The 15690-nt window shown below is 68.8% G+C and carries 14 protein-coding genes, 1 tRNA gene and 1 pseudogene; 5 read left to right on the top strand and 11 right to left on the bottom strand.

The genetic code is table 11. The annotated features are described in order from the left end of the window. Positions 1–16: 16 nt before the first annotated feature. The 6 genes and pseudogenes from BJ964_RS08625 to BJ964_RS08600 form a co-directional block, all read right to left on the bottom strand. Positions 17–1396: a calcium-binding protein gene (locus BJ964_RS08625; RefSeq protein ID WP_188120188.1), complete on the bottom strand. Its 1380-nt coding sequence runs from the start codon at positions 1394–1396 to the stop codon at positions 17–19. Positions 1397–1559: 163 nt separating this feature from the next. Next, a complete protein-coding gene (locus tag BJ964_RS08620) occupies positions 1560–2666 on the bottom strand; it encodes a calcium-binding protein (RefSeq protein ID WP_188120187.1) in 1107 nt (368 codons plus the stop codon). Positions 2667–2763: 97 nt separating this feature from the next. Next, a pseudogene (locus tag BJ964_RS08615) lies at positions 2764–3006 on the bottom strand (hypothetical protein); the annotation flags it as partial. Between the two features lie 16 nt (positions 3007–3022). After that, a complete protein-coding gene (locus tag BJ964_RS08610) occupies positions 3023–3667 on the bottom strand; it encodes an HNH endonuclease family protein (protein WP_188120185.1) in 645 nt (214 codons plus the stop codon). Positions 3668–3728: 61 nt separating this feature from the next. Continuing rightward, entirely contained in the window at positions 3729–5450 is a 1722-nt protein-coding gene (gene leuA / locus BJ964_RS08605) for a 2-isopropylmalate synthase (RefSeq protein WP_188120184.1), read from the bottom strand. Positions 5451–5640: 190 nt separating this feature from the next. Then, positions 5641–6405, bottom strand: a complete 765-nt coding sequence (locus BJ964_RS08600) for a hypothetical protein (protein WP_188120183.1) — start codon at positions 6403–6405, stop codon at positions 5641–5643. Between the two features lie 162 nt (positions 6406–6567). Here BJ964_RS08600 and BJ964_RS08595 point away from each other — a divergent pair, with 162 nt between their 5' ends. From BJ964_RS08595 to cutA, 3 genes are read left to right on the top strand one after another with little or no spacing between them, the layout of a single operon-like run. After that, positions 6568–7833 carry an aspartate kinase gene (locus tag BJ964_RS08595; protein WP_188120182.1) on the top strand — a complete coding sequence of 422 codons (1266 nt, stop codon included), beginning with the start codon at positions 6568–6570 and terminating at the stop codon, positions 7831–7833. A gap of 8 nt (positions 7834–7841) precedes the next feature. Beyond that, entirely contained in the window at positions 7842–8909 is a 1068-nt protein-coding gene (locus BJ964_RS08590) for an aspartate-semialdehyde dehydrogenase (protein WP_188120181.1), read from the top strand. Then, on the top strand, positions 8906–9229 hold the full coding sequence (cutA, locus tag BJ964_RS08585) for a divalent-cation tolerance protein CutA (RefSeq protein WP_188120180.1): 324 nt from the start codon (positions 8906–8908) through the stop codon (positions 9227–9229). The genes BJ964_RS08590 and cutA overlap by 4 nt, the downstream gene beginning before the upstream one ends. A 313-nt stretch (positions 9230–9542) precedes the next feature. Here cutA and pyrE read toward each other — a convergent pair whose 3' ends face one another. Further along, positions 9543–10070, bottom strand: a complete 528-nt coding sequence (pyrE, locus tag BJ964_RS08580; RefSeq protein ID WP_188120179.1) for an orotate phosphoribosyltransferase — start codon at positions 10068–10070, stop codon at positions 9543–9545. A gap of 151 nt (positions 10071–10221) precedes the next feature. Here pyrE and BJ964_RS08575 point away from each other — a divergent pair, with 151 nt between their 5' ends. After that, positions 10222–10491 (top strand): hypothetical protein, encoded by a 270-nt coding sequence (locus BJ964_RS08575; protein WP_183224301.1) that lies wholly within the window; start codon positions 10222–10224, stop codon positions 10489–10491. Between the two features lie 327 nt (positions 10492–10818). On the opposite strand, the gene BJ964_RS08570 is transcribed toward BJ964_RS08575, so the two are convergent. The 3 genes from BJ964_RS08570 to BJ964_RS08560 all read right to left on the bottom strand — a co-directional run bounded on the left by BJ964_RS08570 (position 10819) and on the right by BJ964_RS08560 (position 12518). Next, the gene (locus BJ964_RS08570; RefSeq protein WP_188120178.1) at positions 10819–11259 is read right to left on the bottom strand and encodes a hypothetical protein; all 441 of its coding nucleotides are present in this window, start codon (positions 11257–11259) and stop codon (positions 10819–10821) included. 214 nt (positions 11260–11473) lie between these two features. Next, a tRNA-Pro gene (locus BJ964_RS08565) sits at positions 11474–11550 on the bottom strand. 74 nt (positions 11551–11624) lie between these two features. After that, positions 11625–12518 (bottom strand): metallophosphoesterase, encoded by an 894-nt coding sequence (locus BJ964_RS08560; RefSeq protein WP_188120177.1) that lies wholly within the window; start codon positions 12516–12518, stop codon positions 11625–11627. Positions 12519–12543: 25 nt separating this feature from the next. On the opposite strand from BJ964_RS08560, the gene BJ964_RS08555 reads away from it, so the two are divergent. Then, positions 12544–12996, top strand: a complete 453-nt coding sequence (locus BJ964_RS08555) for a GatB/YqeY domain-containing protein (RefSeq protein ID WP_188120176.1) — start codon at positions 12544–12546, stop codon at positions 12994–12996. Positions 12997–13049: 53 nt separating this feature from the next. Here BJ964_RS08555 and BJ964_RS08550 read toward each other — a convergent pair whose 3' ends face one another. After that, the gene (locus tag BJ964_RS08550) at positions 13050–15461 is read right to left on the bottom strand and encodes a transglycosylase domain-containing protein (protein WP_188120175.1); all 2412 of its coding nucleotides are present in this window, start codon (positions 15459–15461) and stop codon (positions 13050–13052) included. Between the last annotated feature and the right edge of the window lie 229 nt (positions 15462–15690).

Raw genomic sequence — 15690 nt, 5'->3', positions numbered from 1 at the left:
GATCACCAGCCCCGTCTCAGCTCTCGCAGTTGACCGCGGTGTCCTCGTCCGCGTTGAAGCTGCACGCGTCACCGGAGACGTGCGTGCCGCCGTCGAGGGCGTCCCGGCCGCCGTCGGCCGCGGTGCCCGGCTCGCTGCCGGCGATGAGCCGGTCGTCGCCCGCGCCACCCTGGATCTTGTCGGCACTGTCGTCGCCGCCGATGATGACGTTGTTCGCGGCGTTGCCGATCAGCGTGTCCGAGCCCCAGCCACCGGTCAGGTTCTCGACGTCGGCGCCGACCGAGTCGTGCTCACCCTTGACGCCGTCGTCGCCGGACTGGCCGTCCAGGTCGACGGTGATCGGCTCCCAGTAGCCGTGGTAGTTGGCCAGGTCCACGCCGGGGCCGCCGAGCAGCACGTCGCCGTAGAGCTTCTCGGTGTCGTGGTGCACCGAGTCGTCACCGGTGAGGGTGTCGTTGCCGGCGCCGCCGTTCAGCAGGTCGTGCCCGCTGTCGCCGACGAGCGCGTCGTCGCCGCCCTGCCCGTAGAGGCGGTCGTTGCCGCCGCCACCCCGCAGGACGTTCGCGCCGGCGTTGCCGATGAGGGTGTCGTTGCCGGAGCCGCCGGACAGGTTCTCGACGTCGGAGGAGATGGTGTCCTTGCCGCCCTTGATGCCGTCGTCGCCCCTGACCCCGTCGGCGTCCGCGGTGACCGGCTTCTTCGCGCCGAAGTAGTCGACCACGTCGGCGCCGTCACCGCCGCTGAAGTAGTCGGCCTCGGTGCGGCCGCTCGCGGACAGGTGGTCGTCGCCGGCCGAGCCGTAGAGCTTGTCCTTACCGGCGCTCTCCAGCAGCGTGTCGTTGCCCGAGCCGCCGTTGGAGCGGTCGTTGCCGCTGCCGTCGTCCAGCCGGTCGGCGCCGTCACCGCCGTTGATGTTGTCGTGGCCGCTCTCGCCGTACAGCCAGTCGTTGCCGTCCGCGCCGAAGATGGTGTCGTTGCCCGAGCCGCCGTGCAGGTAGTCCTTGCCGGCGCCGCCGAGGAAGTAGTCGTTGCCGGTGGAGCCGAACGCGTACACGATCAGGCCGCTCTTGTTCACCATGATGTCGTTCTTGCTGCCCAGGCGGATGCTCGCGTACTTGGCGCCGGTGCAGGTCACCTTGGTCCTGTCACCGGCGACCGCCGCGCAGCCCTTGCCCGCCTTGATCTTGTGCTTGTCGTCGATGGTCACCGTGCCACCGGACTCGGTCACCAGCACCTGGTTGGCGAGGCCGCTGCCGGCCTGGAAGACGAGCTTGGAGCCGGACACCGAGGCCACGCCGGTCGAGGCGGCCTGGGCCGGGCCGGCGCCCATCGCGATCGTGGCGGTGGTGCCGAGCAGAGCCGCGCCGGCTCTGACCGCCCAGGTGAGACGAGACATGTTTTCTCCCCCGTACCGAGAACTTCATCGATTGCGCAGGATCCGTTTGATCCGCGGTAAGCGATGGAAGCCCACCGCCTACCGCGTCCGGCGCGAACCGTAGGTGCTCAACGTGGCACGAAAGGATGACCAACCCGTGTCGAGATAGGACCGGGCTGTTGGATCAACGCTCGCAGTACTGCTTCACGTCATTGGTGTACGCGATGCACAGGTCCCCGGCCGAGGTGCTCTCCATGCCGCCGTTGAGCAGGTCGGCCTCGGTGTTGGTGCTGTTGGCGCCGTCGGCGCCGTCCAGGCGGTCGTCGCCGCCGTTGCCGTAGAGCTTGTCCTGGCCCGCGCCACCCAGCAGCACGTCGCTGCCGGCGCCACCGGAGATCTGGTCGTTGCCGTCCCAGCCCACCAGGGTCTGAGCCCCGTCGTAGCCGTAGAGCCGGTCGTCGCCCTCGCCGCCGTAGGCGACCTCGAAGTCGTCGGCCAGGGTGTCCTGCTCCCACCCGTTGCTCCCGCCGCTGCTGGCGGTCGCGTGGAGGTTGACGACGACCATGCTGCGGTAGCTCTGGTAGCTGACGGTGTCCCGGCCCGGACCGCCGGAGACCTTGTCCCGGTCGCCACTGATCTTGGTGTTGTGCATGTCGATGAGGTCGTCGCCGCGTCCGCCGTACACCTCGTCCTTGCCGTTGAACCCGATCAGGTGGTCGTTTTCGGAGCCGCCGTCGAGGTAGTCGTGGCCGGTGTCTCCGCTGATGAAGTCGTGGCCGACGCCGCCGTAGAGCTTGTCGTCCGCGGTGCCGCCGGAGATCCGGTCGTTGCCGCCGCCGCCGGCGAGCACGTCCTTGCCGGACTGGCCGTACAGGTAGTCGCCGGAGGCGCCGCCGTAGACGGTGTCCGCGCCGGAGCCGGCCCAGGCGACCAGGCGCAGCACGGTGCGGTTGGTGATCCGGTCGTCCTTGTCGTACGTGAAGACCCGGACCCGCGCTGCCACCACGTCGGTGACACAGGTGACCTTGGTCTTGTCGCCCTTGACCGGCTTGCAGCCGGTGCCGGCCTTGATCGGGTACTTGTCGTCGATGACGACGGCCCGGTCGGTCGTGGTGATGACCACCCGGTTGGCCTTGCCGGAGGCCGCCTTGTACTCGACGGTGGTGCCGATCGTCGACGCGACACCGGTCGAAGCGGCCTGCGCCGCCACCGGTGCGGCGAGCACCCCGACGCCGATGCCGGCCAGAAGCGTCATACCGATGCGGAACAGCTGCATGATGGTGCCTTTCATCCCCGTGGGTCCGTGCGGTCGATAGGTGCGATCCACTTTCCGCGAGATTGGTTCGCGGTAGTCGGTTACGACTGTGTAACGCCCACGTCGACCGTGGTCAACCCTCCGGACGATGAAGCAGGCCGACCGCGACGGTGTGCACGGCGTCCAGGTCGGCGGCGTCGGCGAGCGCGGCACGGCCGCCGGTGACCGTGTACCACTCGTCGGCGTCCTTGTACTGCACGCGCACGGTGACCTGACCGTCGGCGAGCTCGGTGCGCAGGGTCAGGTCACCGGTCACCACCCCGACCTCGTCAGTCATCACCCCGCCCGGGCCGGGCACGATGTCGGTGGTTCGGCTCTGCTCGTCGGCCATGTCAGCAGGTCCCCAGCATCTCGTTGAGAGAGTCCTTCTCCTTCTCCGTGACGGTCAGTTTCCAGAAGGACTTCACTTCGATCCAGTCCTGAGCGTACGTGCACCAGCTGCTCTTCTCGGCCGGCTTCCAGGTCGACGGGTCCTGGTCGCCCTTCGACCGGTTGGACGAGGCGGACACCGCGAGCAGCTGCGGGCGGTCCAGATCGTTGGCGAAGTCGCCGCGTTCGTCGTCGGTCCAGCTGTCGGCCCCGGAGCGCCAGGCGTTGGCGAGCGGGACCATGTGGTCGATGTCCACCTTGGTGGGCGAGGTCAGCACCACGCCGTCGTACAGGCTGGTCCAGGTGCCGGCCACGACGTTGCAGCCGGAGAGCTTGACCTTGTCGCCGTCGCGTTCCAGCACGGTGTCCCGGACGTCGCAGTTCTTGCCGGCACTGCGCCAGTGCGGGAACCTGTCCCGGCTGTAGCCCTTCATCGACTGGGGCGCGGCGACGGTCAATTCGGACAGCAGATCAGCGGACTGGCCCACCTCCCCGGACTCGGGGACGGGCGCGGTGCTGCCGGGGGAGGACTCGACCACCGTGCAGCCGGTCAGCAGGGCGGCGGTCAGGACGAGGGGAAACCATCGAAAGGCGTTACTCGGGGGCACGTACCCCAGGGTAAGGGTGACCCCCGCGCGCCGCAGATCGCCGCACGCGGGGGAGTGAACCTCAGCTCGCGCGGTTGACCGCGCTGGTCACCGCTTTGATGGACGCGCTCACGATGTTGGCGTCGATGCCGACACCCCACACGGTCACGTCACCCACCTCGCACTCGACGTACGCCGCGGCCTGCGCGTCGCCGCCCGAGGTCAGCGCGTGCTCGTTGTAGTCCAGCACCCGGGCCTTGATCCCCAGCGGGGCGATGGCCTGCACGAACGCGTCGATCGGGCCGTTGCCGACGCCGGTCAGCGACCGGCGCTCGGGGCCCAGCGCCACCTGGGCGTCGATCTCGACCTTGCCGTCCACCGTCGCCGTGCTGTAGCCGGCCACCCGGATCGTCGGGTCGGTCTGGTGGTCGACCAGGTACTCCCTGGCGAAGTAGTCCCACATCTGCTGCGGGGAGACCTCGCCGCCGTCGGCATCGGTGTGCTGCTGCACCACGCCGGAGAACTCGATCTGCAGCCGCCGCGGCAGATCCAGCTTGTGCTCCTCCTTCATGATGTACGCCACGCCGCCCTTGCCGGACTGCGAGTTGACCCGGATGACCGCCTCGTAGGTGCGGCCCACGTCCTTCGGGTCGATCGGCAGGTACGGCACGCCCCACGTGAAGTCGTCGATCGGGGTGCCGGCGTCGGTGGCGTCGGCCTCCAGTGCGGAGAAGCCCTTCTTGATCGCGTCCTGGTGCGAGCCGGAGAAGGCGGTGTAGACCAGATCCCCCGCGTACGGGTGACGCTCGTGCACCGGCAGCTGGTTGCAGTACTCCACGGTGCGCTTGATCTCGTCGATGTTCGAGAAGTCGATCTGCGGGTCGATGCCCTGCGAGAACAGGTTCAGCCCCAGGGTGACCAGGTCGACGTTGCCGGTGCGCTCGCCGTTGCCGAACAGGCAGCCCTCGATCCGGTCGGCGCCGGCCAGCAGACCCAGCTCGGCGGCCGCGACCGCGGTGCCCCGGTCGTTGTGCGGGTGCAGGCTCAGGATGACGCTGTCACGCCGGGGCAGGTTGCGGTGCATCCACTCGATCGAGTCGGCGTACACGTTCGGCGTGGCCATCTCGACCGTCGCCGGCAGGTTGATGATCAGCGGCCGGGCCGGGGTCGGGTCGATCACGTCGATCACGGCCGAGCAGATCTCCAGCGCGTACTCCAGCTCGGTGCCGGTGTACGACTCGGGCGAGTACTCGTAGAAGATCTCGGTGTCCGGGGTGTGGATCTCCGCGTACTTCTGGCAGAGCCGCGCGCCCTGCGTCGCGATGTCGGTGATCCCGTCCCGGTCCAGGCCGAAGACCACCCGGCGCTGCAGCACCGAGGTCGAGTTGTAGAAGTGCACGATGGCGCGCTTGGCGCCGCGGATCGACTCGAAGGTGCGGTCGATCAGGTGCTCGCGGCACTGCACCAGCACCTGGATGGTGACGTCGTCCGGGATCAGGTCCTGCTCGATCAGCTGGCGGACGAAGTCGAAGTCGGTCTGGCTGGCCGCCGGGAAACCGACCTCGATCTCCTTGTAGCCCATCTTCACCAGCAGCATGAACATCCGCCGCTTGCGCTCGGGCGACATCGGGTCGATCAGTGCCTGGTTGCCGTCCCGCAGGTCGACCGCACACCAGCGCGGCGCCTTCTCGGTGACACGGCTCGGCCACTGCCGGTCGGGCAGGGCGATGGAGAACTGTTTCTGGTACGCCTCGTAGCGCTGGAACGGCATCGGGCTGGGCTGCTGAGGGCCGTAGACGGACATGTGGGACTGCTCCAGTCAGGAAGAAGACGAGCAGGCGGCGTGCGTCACCTCCGCGACGAGGTGCCGACCTGGGATGGGGCCTCGTCGCGGCAGCGAAGGAGAAGGTTCACCTGCCACATGTCGCCAGCCACGTTACGTCAAGCGTTTGCAGACGGCTATCCGAACGCCCGGATCGTGGGAAGGGCAACGGTCAGGACGGGGTCAGGCCACTCGGCTGCACCACCGGCGGCGGGCTGCTCATACCCATCGGCTCACCGGCCACCTCCGGGCCGGGCAGCTGAAGGGTGGGCGGCCCGGCGACCTGACGGACCAGCTTGAGCACGCCGTACTCGACCCGGGCCGCGGTCAGCAGCCCGTCCGCCGAATAGCAATAGATGCCGACGTCCACCGGCGGGTCCAGGGCGGCGCTCACCGAGTCGACGGCATAGCAGGTGCCGCCCTGCGCTCCGGCCAGCGGTCGCACCGCGGAGACCGCCAGCGGCGCCTTCCGGTCGGTGAAGACGGTCAGCCACTGCCGGAACAGGCGCTGCACCTTCGGGTCGTACCGGCGTGGCACCTTGTCACCGCGCTCGGCCACCCGGATGCAGGTGGGGCTCACCGGCTGCGTCGACGTGGTCAGACCGCACTGGTAGACGCCGGCCGCCACCTTGATGATCGTGACGCCGGCCGTCCCGCCGAGCGCGCCGAGCGGGATGTCCACCCGCCAGGTGCCGTCGTCGGCGACCGAGGCGACCACGTCCCGTGGGCTGCCGTCACCGACGTCGAACGTGTACAGCGCGGCGTACCGGCGGTCCAGGGCCAGCGCGGCCAGTCCGGCCAGCTGATCCCGGGCCTCGGGCTCCGGGTCGGCGACCGACGCGGCGGTCTCGGGAACCGCTTCGGGGGCACTCTCACCACCGCAGCCGGCCAGGCCGAACACCAGCACGGCGACGGTGAACGCGGAGGGAAGGCGCATCGCGACATTCTCGCCCCATACCGTGCGATGCCCCCGGTACGGCGGCCCAGCGCCCCCGGCGTGTCGCGCCAACCTGGCCGGATTCTGGGATCGCATGTCGAGGCGTACGAGTCGCGCGGCTAGGGTGGTGACGATCCGTTTAGCCGAAGGAATGGTTTCGCCGTGGCTCTAGTGGTGCAGAAGTACGGTGGTTCGTCGGTAGCGAACGCCGAGCGCATCAAGCGGGTGGCCGAGCGCATCGTGGCCGCCCGGAAAGCCGGCGACGACGTGGTCGTCGTGGTCTCGGCGATGGGTGACACCACCGACGAGCTGCTCGATCTCGCCAACCAGGTCAGCCCGCTGCCACCCGGCCGCGAACTCGACATGCTGCTCACCGCCGGCGAGCGGATCTCGATGGCGCTGCTCGCCATGGCGATCCACAACCTGGGCTACGAGGCGCGGTCCTACACCGGCTCCCAGGCCGGCGTGCTGACCACCTCGGTGCACGGCAAGGCGCGGATCATCGACGTCACCCCGGGCCGCCTGCGGACCGCGCTGGACGAGGGCGCCATCGCCATCGTCGCCGGCTTCCAGGGCGTCTCCCAGGACACCAAGGACATCACCACCCTCGGCCGCGGCGGCTCGGACACCACGGCCGTCGCGCTGGCCGCGGCGCTGCACGCCGACGTCTGCGAGATCTACACCGACGTGGACGGCGTCTTCACCGCGGACCCGCGGATCGTGCCGGACGCCAAGCACATCAAGAAGATCACGTACGAGGAGATGCTCGACCTCGCGGCGGGCGGCGCGAAGGTGCTGATGTTGCGATGCGTGGAGTACGCGCGCCGGTTCAGCGTGCCGATCCACGTACGCTCTTCGTACTCGAACAAAGAAGGCACGCTCGTCACCGGCTCGATGGAGGACCCTGACGTGGAGAACGCACTGATCACCGGGGTCGCGCACGAGCGCAGCGACGCGAAGATCACGATCGTCGGCGTGCCCGACGAGCCCGGCGCCGCCGGCCGCATCTTCGAGACGGTCGCCAAGGCCGAGATCAACATCGACATGATCGTGCAGAACGTGTCGACCGAGGGCACCGGCCGCACCGACATCTCGTTCACCCTGCCGAAGGCCGACGGCCAGACCGCGATGAACGCGCTCGACAAGATCAAGGACCAGGTCAAGTTCAAGGGCCTGCTCTTCGACGACCACATCGGCAAGGTCTCGCTGGTCGGCGCCGGCATGCGCTCGCACCCGGGTGTCGCCGCCGAGTTCTTCGCCACCATCGGCGCCGCCGGCGTCAACATCGAGATGATCTCCACTTCGGAGATCCGGGTCTCGGTCGTCTGCCGGGACACCGACCTCGACACCGCGGTGCGTGCCGTGCACGCCGCGTTCGAGCTCGGCAGTAACGAGGAAGCCGTCGTCTACGGCGGTACCGGCCGGTAACCCGGGCGATGGCGCAGCCCACGCTCGCCGTCGTCGGAGCCACCGGCTCCGTCGGGTCCGTCATGCTGGAGCTGCTCTCGTCCCGGCGCAACGTCTGGGGCGAGATCCGGCTCATCGCGTCGGCGCGGTCCGCCGGCAAGACACTGACCTGCCGCGGCGAACGCCTCGACGTCCGCGAGCTGACCGCCGAGGCGTTCGACGGCGTCGACGTGGCGATGTTCGACGTCCCCGACGCGGTGTCCGAGCACTGGGCGCCGATCGCGGTCTCCCGGGGCGCGACCGTGGTGGACAATTCGTCCGCCTTCCGGATGCGCCCGGACGTGCCGCTCGTCGTGCCCGAGGTCAACCGCGAGGCGGTCCACGACCGCCCGGTCGGCATCGTGTCCAGCGCCAACTGCACGGTCGCCGCGATGATCATCGCGGTGTCGCCGCTGCACGACGAGTACGGGCTCCGCGAACTCGTCCTGGCGTCCTACCAGGCGGCCTCCGGGGCCGGCCAGGCCGGCGTCGACACCCTCCACGACCAGCTCACCAAGGTGGCCGGTGACCGGCTCCTCGGCGGCCGCCCCGGCAACGTCCGGCAGGCCGTCGGCGATGATCTGGGCCCGTTCCCGGCCCCGCTGGCGCTCAACGTGGTGCCCTGGTCCGGTGAACTGGCCGACCTGGGCTGGTCCTCCGAGGAGCTGAAACTCCGCAACGAGTCCCGCAAGATCCTCAGCCTGCCGGCGCTCAAGGTCTCCGCCACGTGCGTCCGGGTCCCGGTCGTCACCGGCCACTCGATCGCCGTGCACGCCGTCTTCGCCGCCGAGGTGACCGCGGACGGCGCCCGTCAGGTCCTGCGCAACGCCCCCGGCGTCATCCTGGTCGACGATCCGGAGGCCGGCGAGTTCCCGATGCCGATCGACGCGGTCGGCACCGACCCGTCCTGGGTGGGCCGCATCCGCCGGGCGATGGACGATCCCCGCGCCCTGTCGTTCTTCATCACCGGCGACAACATGCGCAAAGGCGCCGCCCTCAACACCGTCCAGATCGCCGAACTCATCGCCGCCGAACTGGCCAAGGGCGCCCCCGCATGACCGGCATCTGCGAGGTGATCATCACGGCCGCCGACCCGGAGTGGCTGGCCGCCTTCACCCGCCGCCTGATCGAGGACCGCCTGGCCGCCTGCGGTCAGCAGATCACCGCGATCCGCTCCCTGTACCGCTGGGACGGCTCCATCCAGGACGATCCCGAAGCCCGGGTGGCCCTGCACACCCGCCTCGACCTGGTCCCCCAGATCGTCGAACGCGCCGACGCCGAACACCCCTACGACGTCCCGTGCGTCATCGCGCTACCGGTGTCGGCTGCCAACCCCGCCTACATCGCCTGGGTCAATTCAGAAACCCAAACCCCTTAACCCATTTTCCTGTACGCACAAAGCCGCGATCCCCTGCCGGGTCGCGCCTGTGCCGCCCCCGCCGGGCGTAGATCGGTGGCCACTCTCTCGCGCCTGGCCGGGCCTGCGGGAGCGGCGGCAGGTGGGTGGGGAACGCCTGGCCGGGCCCGCGGGAGTGGCGATCTGAGCCCGGCGGGCGCGGCAAAGGCTTGACCCGGCAGACGCTCGCGGGGTGCTTCGGGGACTTTGCGAAACGCGTACCGGAAATGGTTTGAAGTGGAAGTGACGCCGGCCCTGTCGCGGGCCCTGGGTGGGCCCGCGACCGTGGCGATGATCAGGCGGCGGCGTCGAGATCCGCCCGAGTCAGGAGGGCTCGGAGGGTGATGCCCTCGGCGGCCAGGGCCTGGGTGCCGCCCTCCTGGCGGTCGATCACGCAGAGCGCGTGGTCGACGTGGGCGCCCAGCTTGCGCAGGTCGTTGGTGGAGAGGACGACCTGGCCGCCGGAGGTGACCACGTCCTCGACGATCAGGACGCGGCGGCCGGCCACTTCGGCGCCTTCGGCGAGGCGGGCGGTGCCGTACTGCTTGGCCTGCTTGCGGACGAAGGCGGTGGGCAGCTTGGCGTGCCGGGCCAGGGCGGTGACCACCGCGATGCCGCCCATCTCCAGGCCGGCGAGCACCTCGGTGCCCTCGGGGATCAGTACGGCGAGGCGCTCGGCGAGCCGGTCGAGCAGGACCGGGTCGGCCTCGAACTGGTACTTGTCGAAGTATTCGGTGGCGGTCCGGCCGGAGCGGAGGGTGAACTCGCCGGTTAGGCGGCTCACGCTGCGGACCTGGCGTGCGAGGTCGATGGAGTCTGTCACAAGGTCCCAGCTTGTCAGGCCGGTGATGGCGGGTGGACGCCGCCCCTCGCGGTCACCCGAAGGCGTATTCGATCACCGATCCGACGCAACGTATGTCTGTTTGGTGTAGCTTTCGCCTGATTACTGGCCCGCGCCCGGAAGGATAGTTTCTGTGACACCCTTCGCGATGCTCTTCCTGCTCGCCCTCGCCGGATCCTCGTGTTTCGCCCTCGGCCGCGCGCTGGGCCGCGGCGAGCGCTACGAGCGTGGCTACCGGGAGGGCTTCCGCGACGGCGAAACCGGTTCGCTCGCCCGCGCCACGCGGCTCATGCAGCTCTCCGATCGCCCGTCGATCGCCCCGGTGGTGGAGTCGATGATCGGGCCCTACGCCGTCCCCCAGCAGATGGCCCTGCGCACGGTCGGACCGCAGCTGGCCCTCTGAGAATCACCGGCCGGGCCATCGACGAGGGCCCGGCGTCAGCGAACAGCCCCCAAACGGATCAGGGCCGGCTCTCCGTTTCCGGAGACCGGCCCTCACCTGTCGCAACCGGTATGCATGCAGCCGCGAGAGGTAAGTACGAACGCTGGGAACAACGACAGCCTCGGCGTCGGGTTACGGGCTGGTGGGTCCGGCGTCGCCCTGTCCTGTTCGTGCCCATGCCGACACCGCTGATCTGTTGCGGCGGGATTCTCGGTGTTCCGGCCGTGCTGTACCGCACGCCATCGGCCGGCGGTCTTGCTCGAAGGGTCCAGCGTCAGATCAACCTGCTCAGCAGGGCGTCGCCTTGAAGCACTTCTTGGAGACAAAGGGGTTGACCAAGTCCTCGCCGAACTCGACCTTCACCATCTCGGCCCCACCGGAGATGTCGGCCGGCACGGTGAAGTCGAACTGATCGATCATCGTCGAGCTGCCGCTGTTGCAGTAGGGGCCTCGCGCGTCACCGTCGATGTAGTGCTCGCCCTTGCTGTCGAGGTAGTAGGTGCCAGCTTCAATCCACCGACAGTTGCCGGCGGTGACCGCGATGTTACCGGTGAGCCTTACGCTCCGGTTCTGCCAGGCGATGTTGCCGGACGCGTAGCTGTTGCCGTACTTCAAGGTGAAGGTAGTGGTCGGGTAAGCGGCCTGGGCCGGGCTGGCAACCCCGGCAAGGGTCGCGGTCGCCGCGATCACCGAAAAAGCTCCGGCGGCGACTTTTTGCTTGGTGGTCATCGTGTATCTCCTCGTGCGAGGGGGCACTGACCGAAAGAAGCTAGCAATGTTGATCAATTGGCTAGCTCCCCAGTTCGTGCCAGACGACAACGAACGTGGCGAATCGCAAGGCGGCTAGCTGTGTGGGCCGTTCGGCCTACCGGAAATCCCGGGAGGAGAAACAATTCAGGCCCGGCTACCGTTTCCGGTATCCGGGCCTGACCTGCTGCAACTCTGGTCGGGGTGGCGGGATTTGAACCCACGGCCTCTTCGTCCCGAACGAAGCGCGCTACCAAGCTGCGCCACACCCCGTCGCTGCGAGATAAATACTAGCGGAGGCTTCGGGGGCTCCTGCAACCGGTATCCCTGAAACGGAAAACCGCTGGTCAGCGCGGGATCAGGGTGAGCAGCGAGGCCTCCGGGCGGCAGGCGAAGCGGATCGGTGCGGTCGGGTGGGTGCCCAATCCGGCGGAGACGTGCAGGAAGGCGTCCGACCCGGGCCAGCGGTGCAGGCCCTTGGCCATCGAGGTGGGCAGGTCGCAGTTGGTGGTGAGCGCCCCGTAGACCGGCACGCAGACCTGGCCGCCGTGTGTGTGGCCGGCCAGCAGGAGGGCGAACCCGTCGGCGGCCATCCCGTCCAGCACCCGCTTGGCCGGGGTGTGGGTGACGCCGAGGTGCAGGTCGGCGCCGCTGCTGATCGGGCCGGCCACCGAGGGGTAGTCGTCGCGTTCGATGTGCGGATCGTCGACGCCGGCCATCTCGATCGAGCGGCCGCCGGCCTTCACGACGGTGCGGGCGTTGTTGAGGTCGGCCCAGCCGGCGTCCACGAAGCGGGCGCGCAGGTCCTCGGCCGGCAGGTCGACGCCCTGCACGTACTCCCGGTCGGGCAGCAGGTACTGGAGCGGGTTCTTCCAGACCGGGCCGCGGTAGTCGTTGGAGCCGAAGACGAACGCGCCGGGCAGGCCGAGCAGCGGGTCGAGGGCGCGCAGCACGCCGGGGATCGCGTCCGGGTCGGCCATGTTGTCGCCGGTGACCACCACCAGGTCCGGGTCGGCGCCGGCCAGCGCGGCCACCCACTCCTGCTTGCGCCGCTGGCCGGGCATCATGTGCAGGTCGCTCAGGTGCAGGATGCGCAGCGGCTCGGCGTCGGGCTCCAGCACCGGTACGTCGAAGCGCCGGAGCGTGAACATGTTCCGCTCGACGAGTGCGGCATAGGCGAGCGTCGCGCCGCCCAGTGCGGTGAGTGTGGCGGCGGCCGAAATAAGGGAGCGCTTACGCATGCCCGCAAGGGTAGTTTCTCCGTCCATGGGAACGTTGAAAGACCGCCTGAACGATGACCTGCACGCCGCCATGAAGTCCCGGGACGACCTGATCACGTCGACGTTGCGGATGGCCCTGGCCGCGGTTCGGACCGCCGAGGTCGCCGGGAAGGAGGCCCGCGACCTCACCGACGCCGAGGTGCTGGCGGTGCTGACCAAGGAGGCGAAGAAGCGCCGGGAGGCGGCCACCGCCTTCGCCGACGCCGGCCGGACCGAGCAGGCGGCCAAGGAGACGGCCGAGGGCGAGGTGCTCGACCGCTATCTGCCGAAGCAGCTCACCGACGCGGAGATCGCCGATCTGGTGACCCGGGCGCTGGCCGAGGGCGGCTTCACCGGCAAGGCCCAGATGGGTCAGGCCATGAAGGCGGTTCAGGCGGCCGTGGCGGGGCGTGCGGAGGGCGGCCGGGTGGCGGCCGAGGTGCGGCGCCAGCTCGTCTGAGAGGCAAAGAGAACGGGCGGGAGAGTGACTCTCCCGCCCGTTCGCTGTCTGCGCTAGTTACGTCTCGGTGGTGTGCTGGGGTTCTGGCCGGGAACCGGCGGTTCCTCTTCCTTCTTCCCGTTGCTGATCTCCATGACCACCGCGCCGTTCTTGATCGTGCGGCCGGACGGGTTGGTGCCCGCCACGGTGCCCTTCGGGCACTCCGAGTCGACTTCGGCGCCGGTCGAGACGTGGAAGCCGGCGTCCTCCAGGCGGTTGCGCGCCGAGGAGACCGAGTCACACTTCACGTCCGGGATCGAGCGCTGCTCGCCGTACGCGATCTTGGTGCTGCCCGGCTTCTTGAACTGCTCCTTGTCCTTGCCCTCCATGTACTCCTTGACGGTGAACTGGACGGCCGGGTTGATGATGTGGTGGTCCATCTGGTCCCGGTGGTCCGGGTAGTCCGGGTTGGCCATGTAGCCCGCGACGACGATCTTCGTGGTGCCCACGATCAGCGAGGCGGTCTTGGACGCGTCGGTGGTGCCGGACTTGCCGAAGACCGGGTGCCCCACGATGCCCCGGGTGTCGCCCGCGGTGTTGCCGTTGCAGGCGCCGAGCTGGGCGTCGTCGCCGACCGGGCAGCGTGCCGCGTCGAGGGCGGCCCGGGCCACGTCCTTCGAGGTGGCCTGGATGCAGTGCGGCTTGCCGACGTCGATCTTCTCGCCGTCCTGCGTGGTGATCTGCTCGACCGGGGTCGGCTGGCAGTACTTGCCGTCACCGGCGAGCGTCGCGTACGCGTTCGCCATGTCGAGCGGGGTCGAGGCCGAGACGCCGAGGGAGAACGCGCCCCAGTTACGGGCGGACTCGGGGTCGTTGGCGTACTTCGCGTCCGGGTCGGGCACGCGGAACTGGACGCCGAAGCGCTTGGCGACCGCGACCACCTTGTCGGCGCCCACCCGCTCCTGGAGCGGGATGAAGTACGTGTTGATCGACTTCGCGAAGGCGGACCACATCGTGTAGACGCCCTCACCACCGCCGCCCGCGTTCTTCGGGCAGTAGTAGCCGCCGCACGAGGCCGGGCCGGAACCGACCGGGTACCCGGAGTGGTAGACCTTCTCCGCCTTGATCGTGTAGCCGAGCGGGTAGCCCGACTCCAGCGCCGCGATGATCGGGAAGATCTTGAACACCGAGCCGGCCTGGTAGCCGGTGATGTCGCCACCGCCGCTGAGCAGCGGGTTCGTCGTGTACGGGTGGGTGCCGCGGATGCCCTTGTTCCGCTTCTTCGGGTCCGAGGACTTCTCGTTCTGCGGATTGTCCGGGTCGTCGAGCTTGTACTTGCGGTTGGTCGCGAGCAGCCGCACCTTGCCGGTGCCGGGCTCGATGCCGGCCAGCAGCAGGGCGTTCTGGCTCTTGTCGGACTGCCGCTTGGCGATCTCCCGGCGGGCGCCGGCCTCACCCTTGAGGTCCATCGTGGTGACGACCCGGTAGCCACCGCTCTTGAGGCGGCGGTCCCGGTCGTACGTGGTGGCGCCGAACGCCTCCTGGCTCAGCCACCAGCGGTGGAAGTAGTCGCAGAAGAAGCCCCAGTGGTTCTTCGCCACCGAGACGCAGCCGCTGCCCACCTGGCGGACCTTGGTGGGGACCTTGGCCTTCTTCGACTCGTCGGCCTGGGCCTGGGTGATGGCGCCCATCTCGACCATGGCCGGGACGATGTAGTTGTCGCGGCGCGCGGTGATCTGCTCGTTGCCGCTCGGCGTGGTCGGGTTGAACGCGCTCGGCGCCTTCACCATGCCGGCGAGCATGCCGGCCTCGGCGACGGTCAGGTCCTTGGGCTTCTTGTTGAAGTAGACCTGGCTGGCGGCGTAGACCCCGTACGCCTGGTTGCCGAAGGGCGCGATGTTGAGGTAGCGCTCCAGGATCTGGTCCTTGGTGAGCTGCTTCTCGATCTGCAACGCGTACTTCATCTCGGTGACCTTGCGCTTCGGGCTGTCCTCCGTCGCGTCGATCACCTCCTGCGGCTTGGTGGCCGAGTAGGCCAGCGACATCCGCACGTACTGCATGGTGAGCGTGGAGGCGCCCTGCTGCGAGCCACCCTGGTTGTTGCTCACGAACGCGCGGGCGATGCCCTTGAGGTCGACGCCGTTGTGCTCGTAGAACTTGCGGTCCTCGGCGGCCAGGATCGCGGCCTGCATGTGCTTCGAGATGTCCTTCAGCGGCACGTCGCTGCGGAACTCGTCGTAGAACACGGCGATCTGGGTCTTGCCGTCGGACGCGTACACGCGGGTGATCTGCGGTGAGCTGAACTCTTTGAGTTCACTCGGCAGGTTCGCGAACGTCTGACCGCCCGCCTTGGCCGCGAGGCCGGTCATCGCGGCGGCCGGGAACGCCGCCGCCGCCACGACCACGCCGGCCAGCAGGCCGCATATCAGAAGCGAGGTCGCGTTCGTGAAGATGTTGTGATCGCGTCTGCGAAACCAGGAGGACACGCGAGCAGGGTACGCGAACAACGCACGCGCGTGCCCCCCGAGAGAGCCACCCTCGCCCGATACGAGTGTGACCCGTCACCCCTGTTGGCGGAGCGATTTCCCACATCTGCACCAAAGATACCCCCGTTCGGCCACTGCTACTCAGTCGAGATGCCCGGAACTACCGGCCTATACGTATTTGAGTGACAACGTTGCGTAATCACCCAACTACAGAGCATGATGGTGCGGC

The sequence above is a fragment of the Actinoplanes lobatus genome (assembly GCF_014205215.1).
Lineage (GTDB): Bacteria > Actinomycetota > Actinomycetes > Mycobacteriales > Micromonosporaceae > Actinoplanes > Actinoplanes lobatus.
Note: the sequence above shows the minus strand (reverse complement) of the source record. Positions and strands in the feature narration are given on the sequence as shown.

Coding starts and splice junctions, on each gene's coding strand:
- BJ964_RS08625 (WP_188120188.1), bottom strand. CDS start 1,396: ATGTCTCGTCTCACCTGGGCGGTCAGAGCCGGCGCGGCTCTGCTCGGC.
- BJ964_RS08620 (WP_188120187.1), bottom strand. CDS start 2,666: ATGAAAGGCACCATCATGCAGCTGTTCCGCATCGGTATGACGCTTCTG.
- leuA (WP_188120184.1), bottom strand. CDS start 5,450: ATGTCCGTCTACGGCCCTCAGCAGCCCAGCCCGATGCCGTTCCAGCGC.
- BJ964_RS08600 (WP_188120183.1), bottom strand. CDS start 6,405: ATGCGCCTTCCCTCCGCGTTCACCGTCGCCGTGCTGGTGTTCGGCCTG.
- BJ964_RS08590 (WP_188120181.1), top strand. CDS start 7,842: ATGGCGCAGCCCACGCTCGCCGTCGTCGGAGCCACCGGCTCCGTCGGG.
- cutA (WP_188120180.1), top strand. CDS start 8,906: ATGACCGGCATCTGCGAGGTGATCATCACGGCCGCCGACCCGGAGTGG.
- BJ964_RS08570 (WP_188120178.1), bottom strand. CDS start 11,259: ATGACCACCAAGCAAAAAGTCGCCGCCGGAGCTTTTTCGGTGATCGCG.
- BJ964_RS08560 (WP_188120177.1), bottom strand. CDS start 12,518: ATGCGTAAGCGCTCCCTTATTTCGGCCGCCGCCACACTCACCGCACTG.
- BJ964_RS08555 (WP_188120176.1), top strand. CDS start 12,544: ATGGGAACGTTGAAAGACCGCCTGAACGATGACCTGCACGCCGCCATG.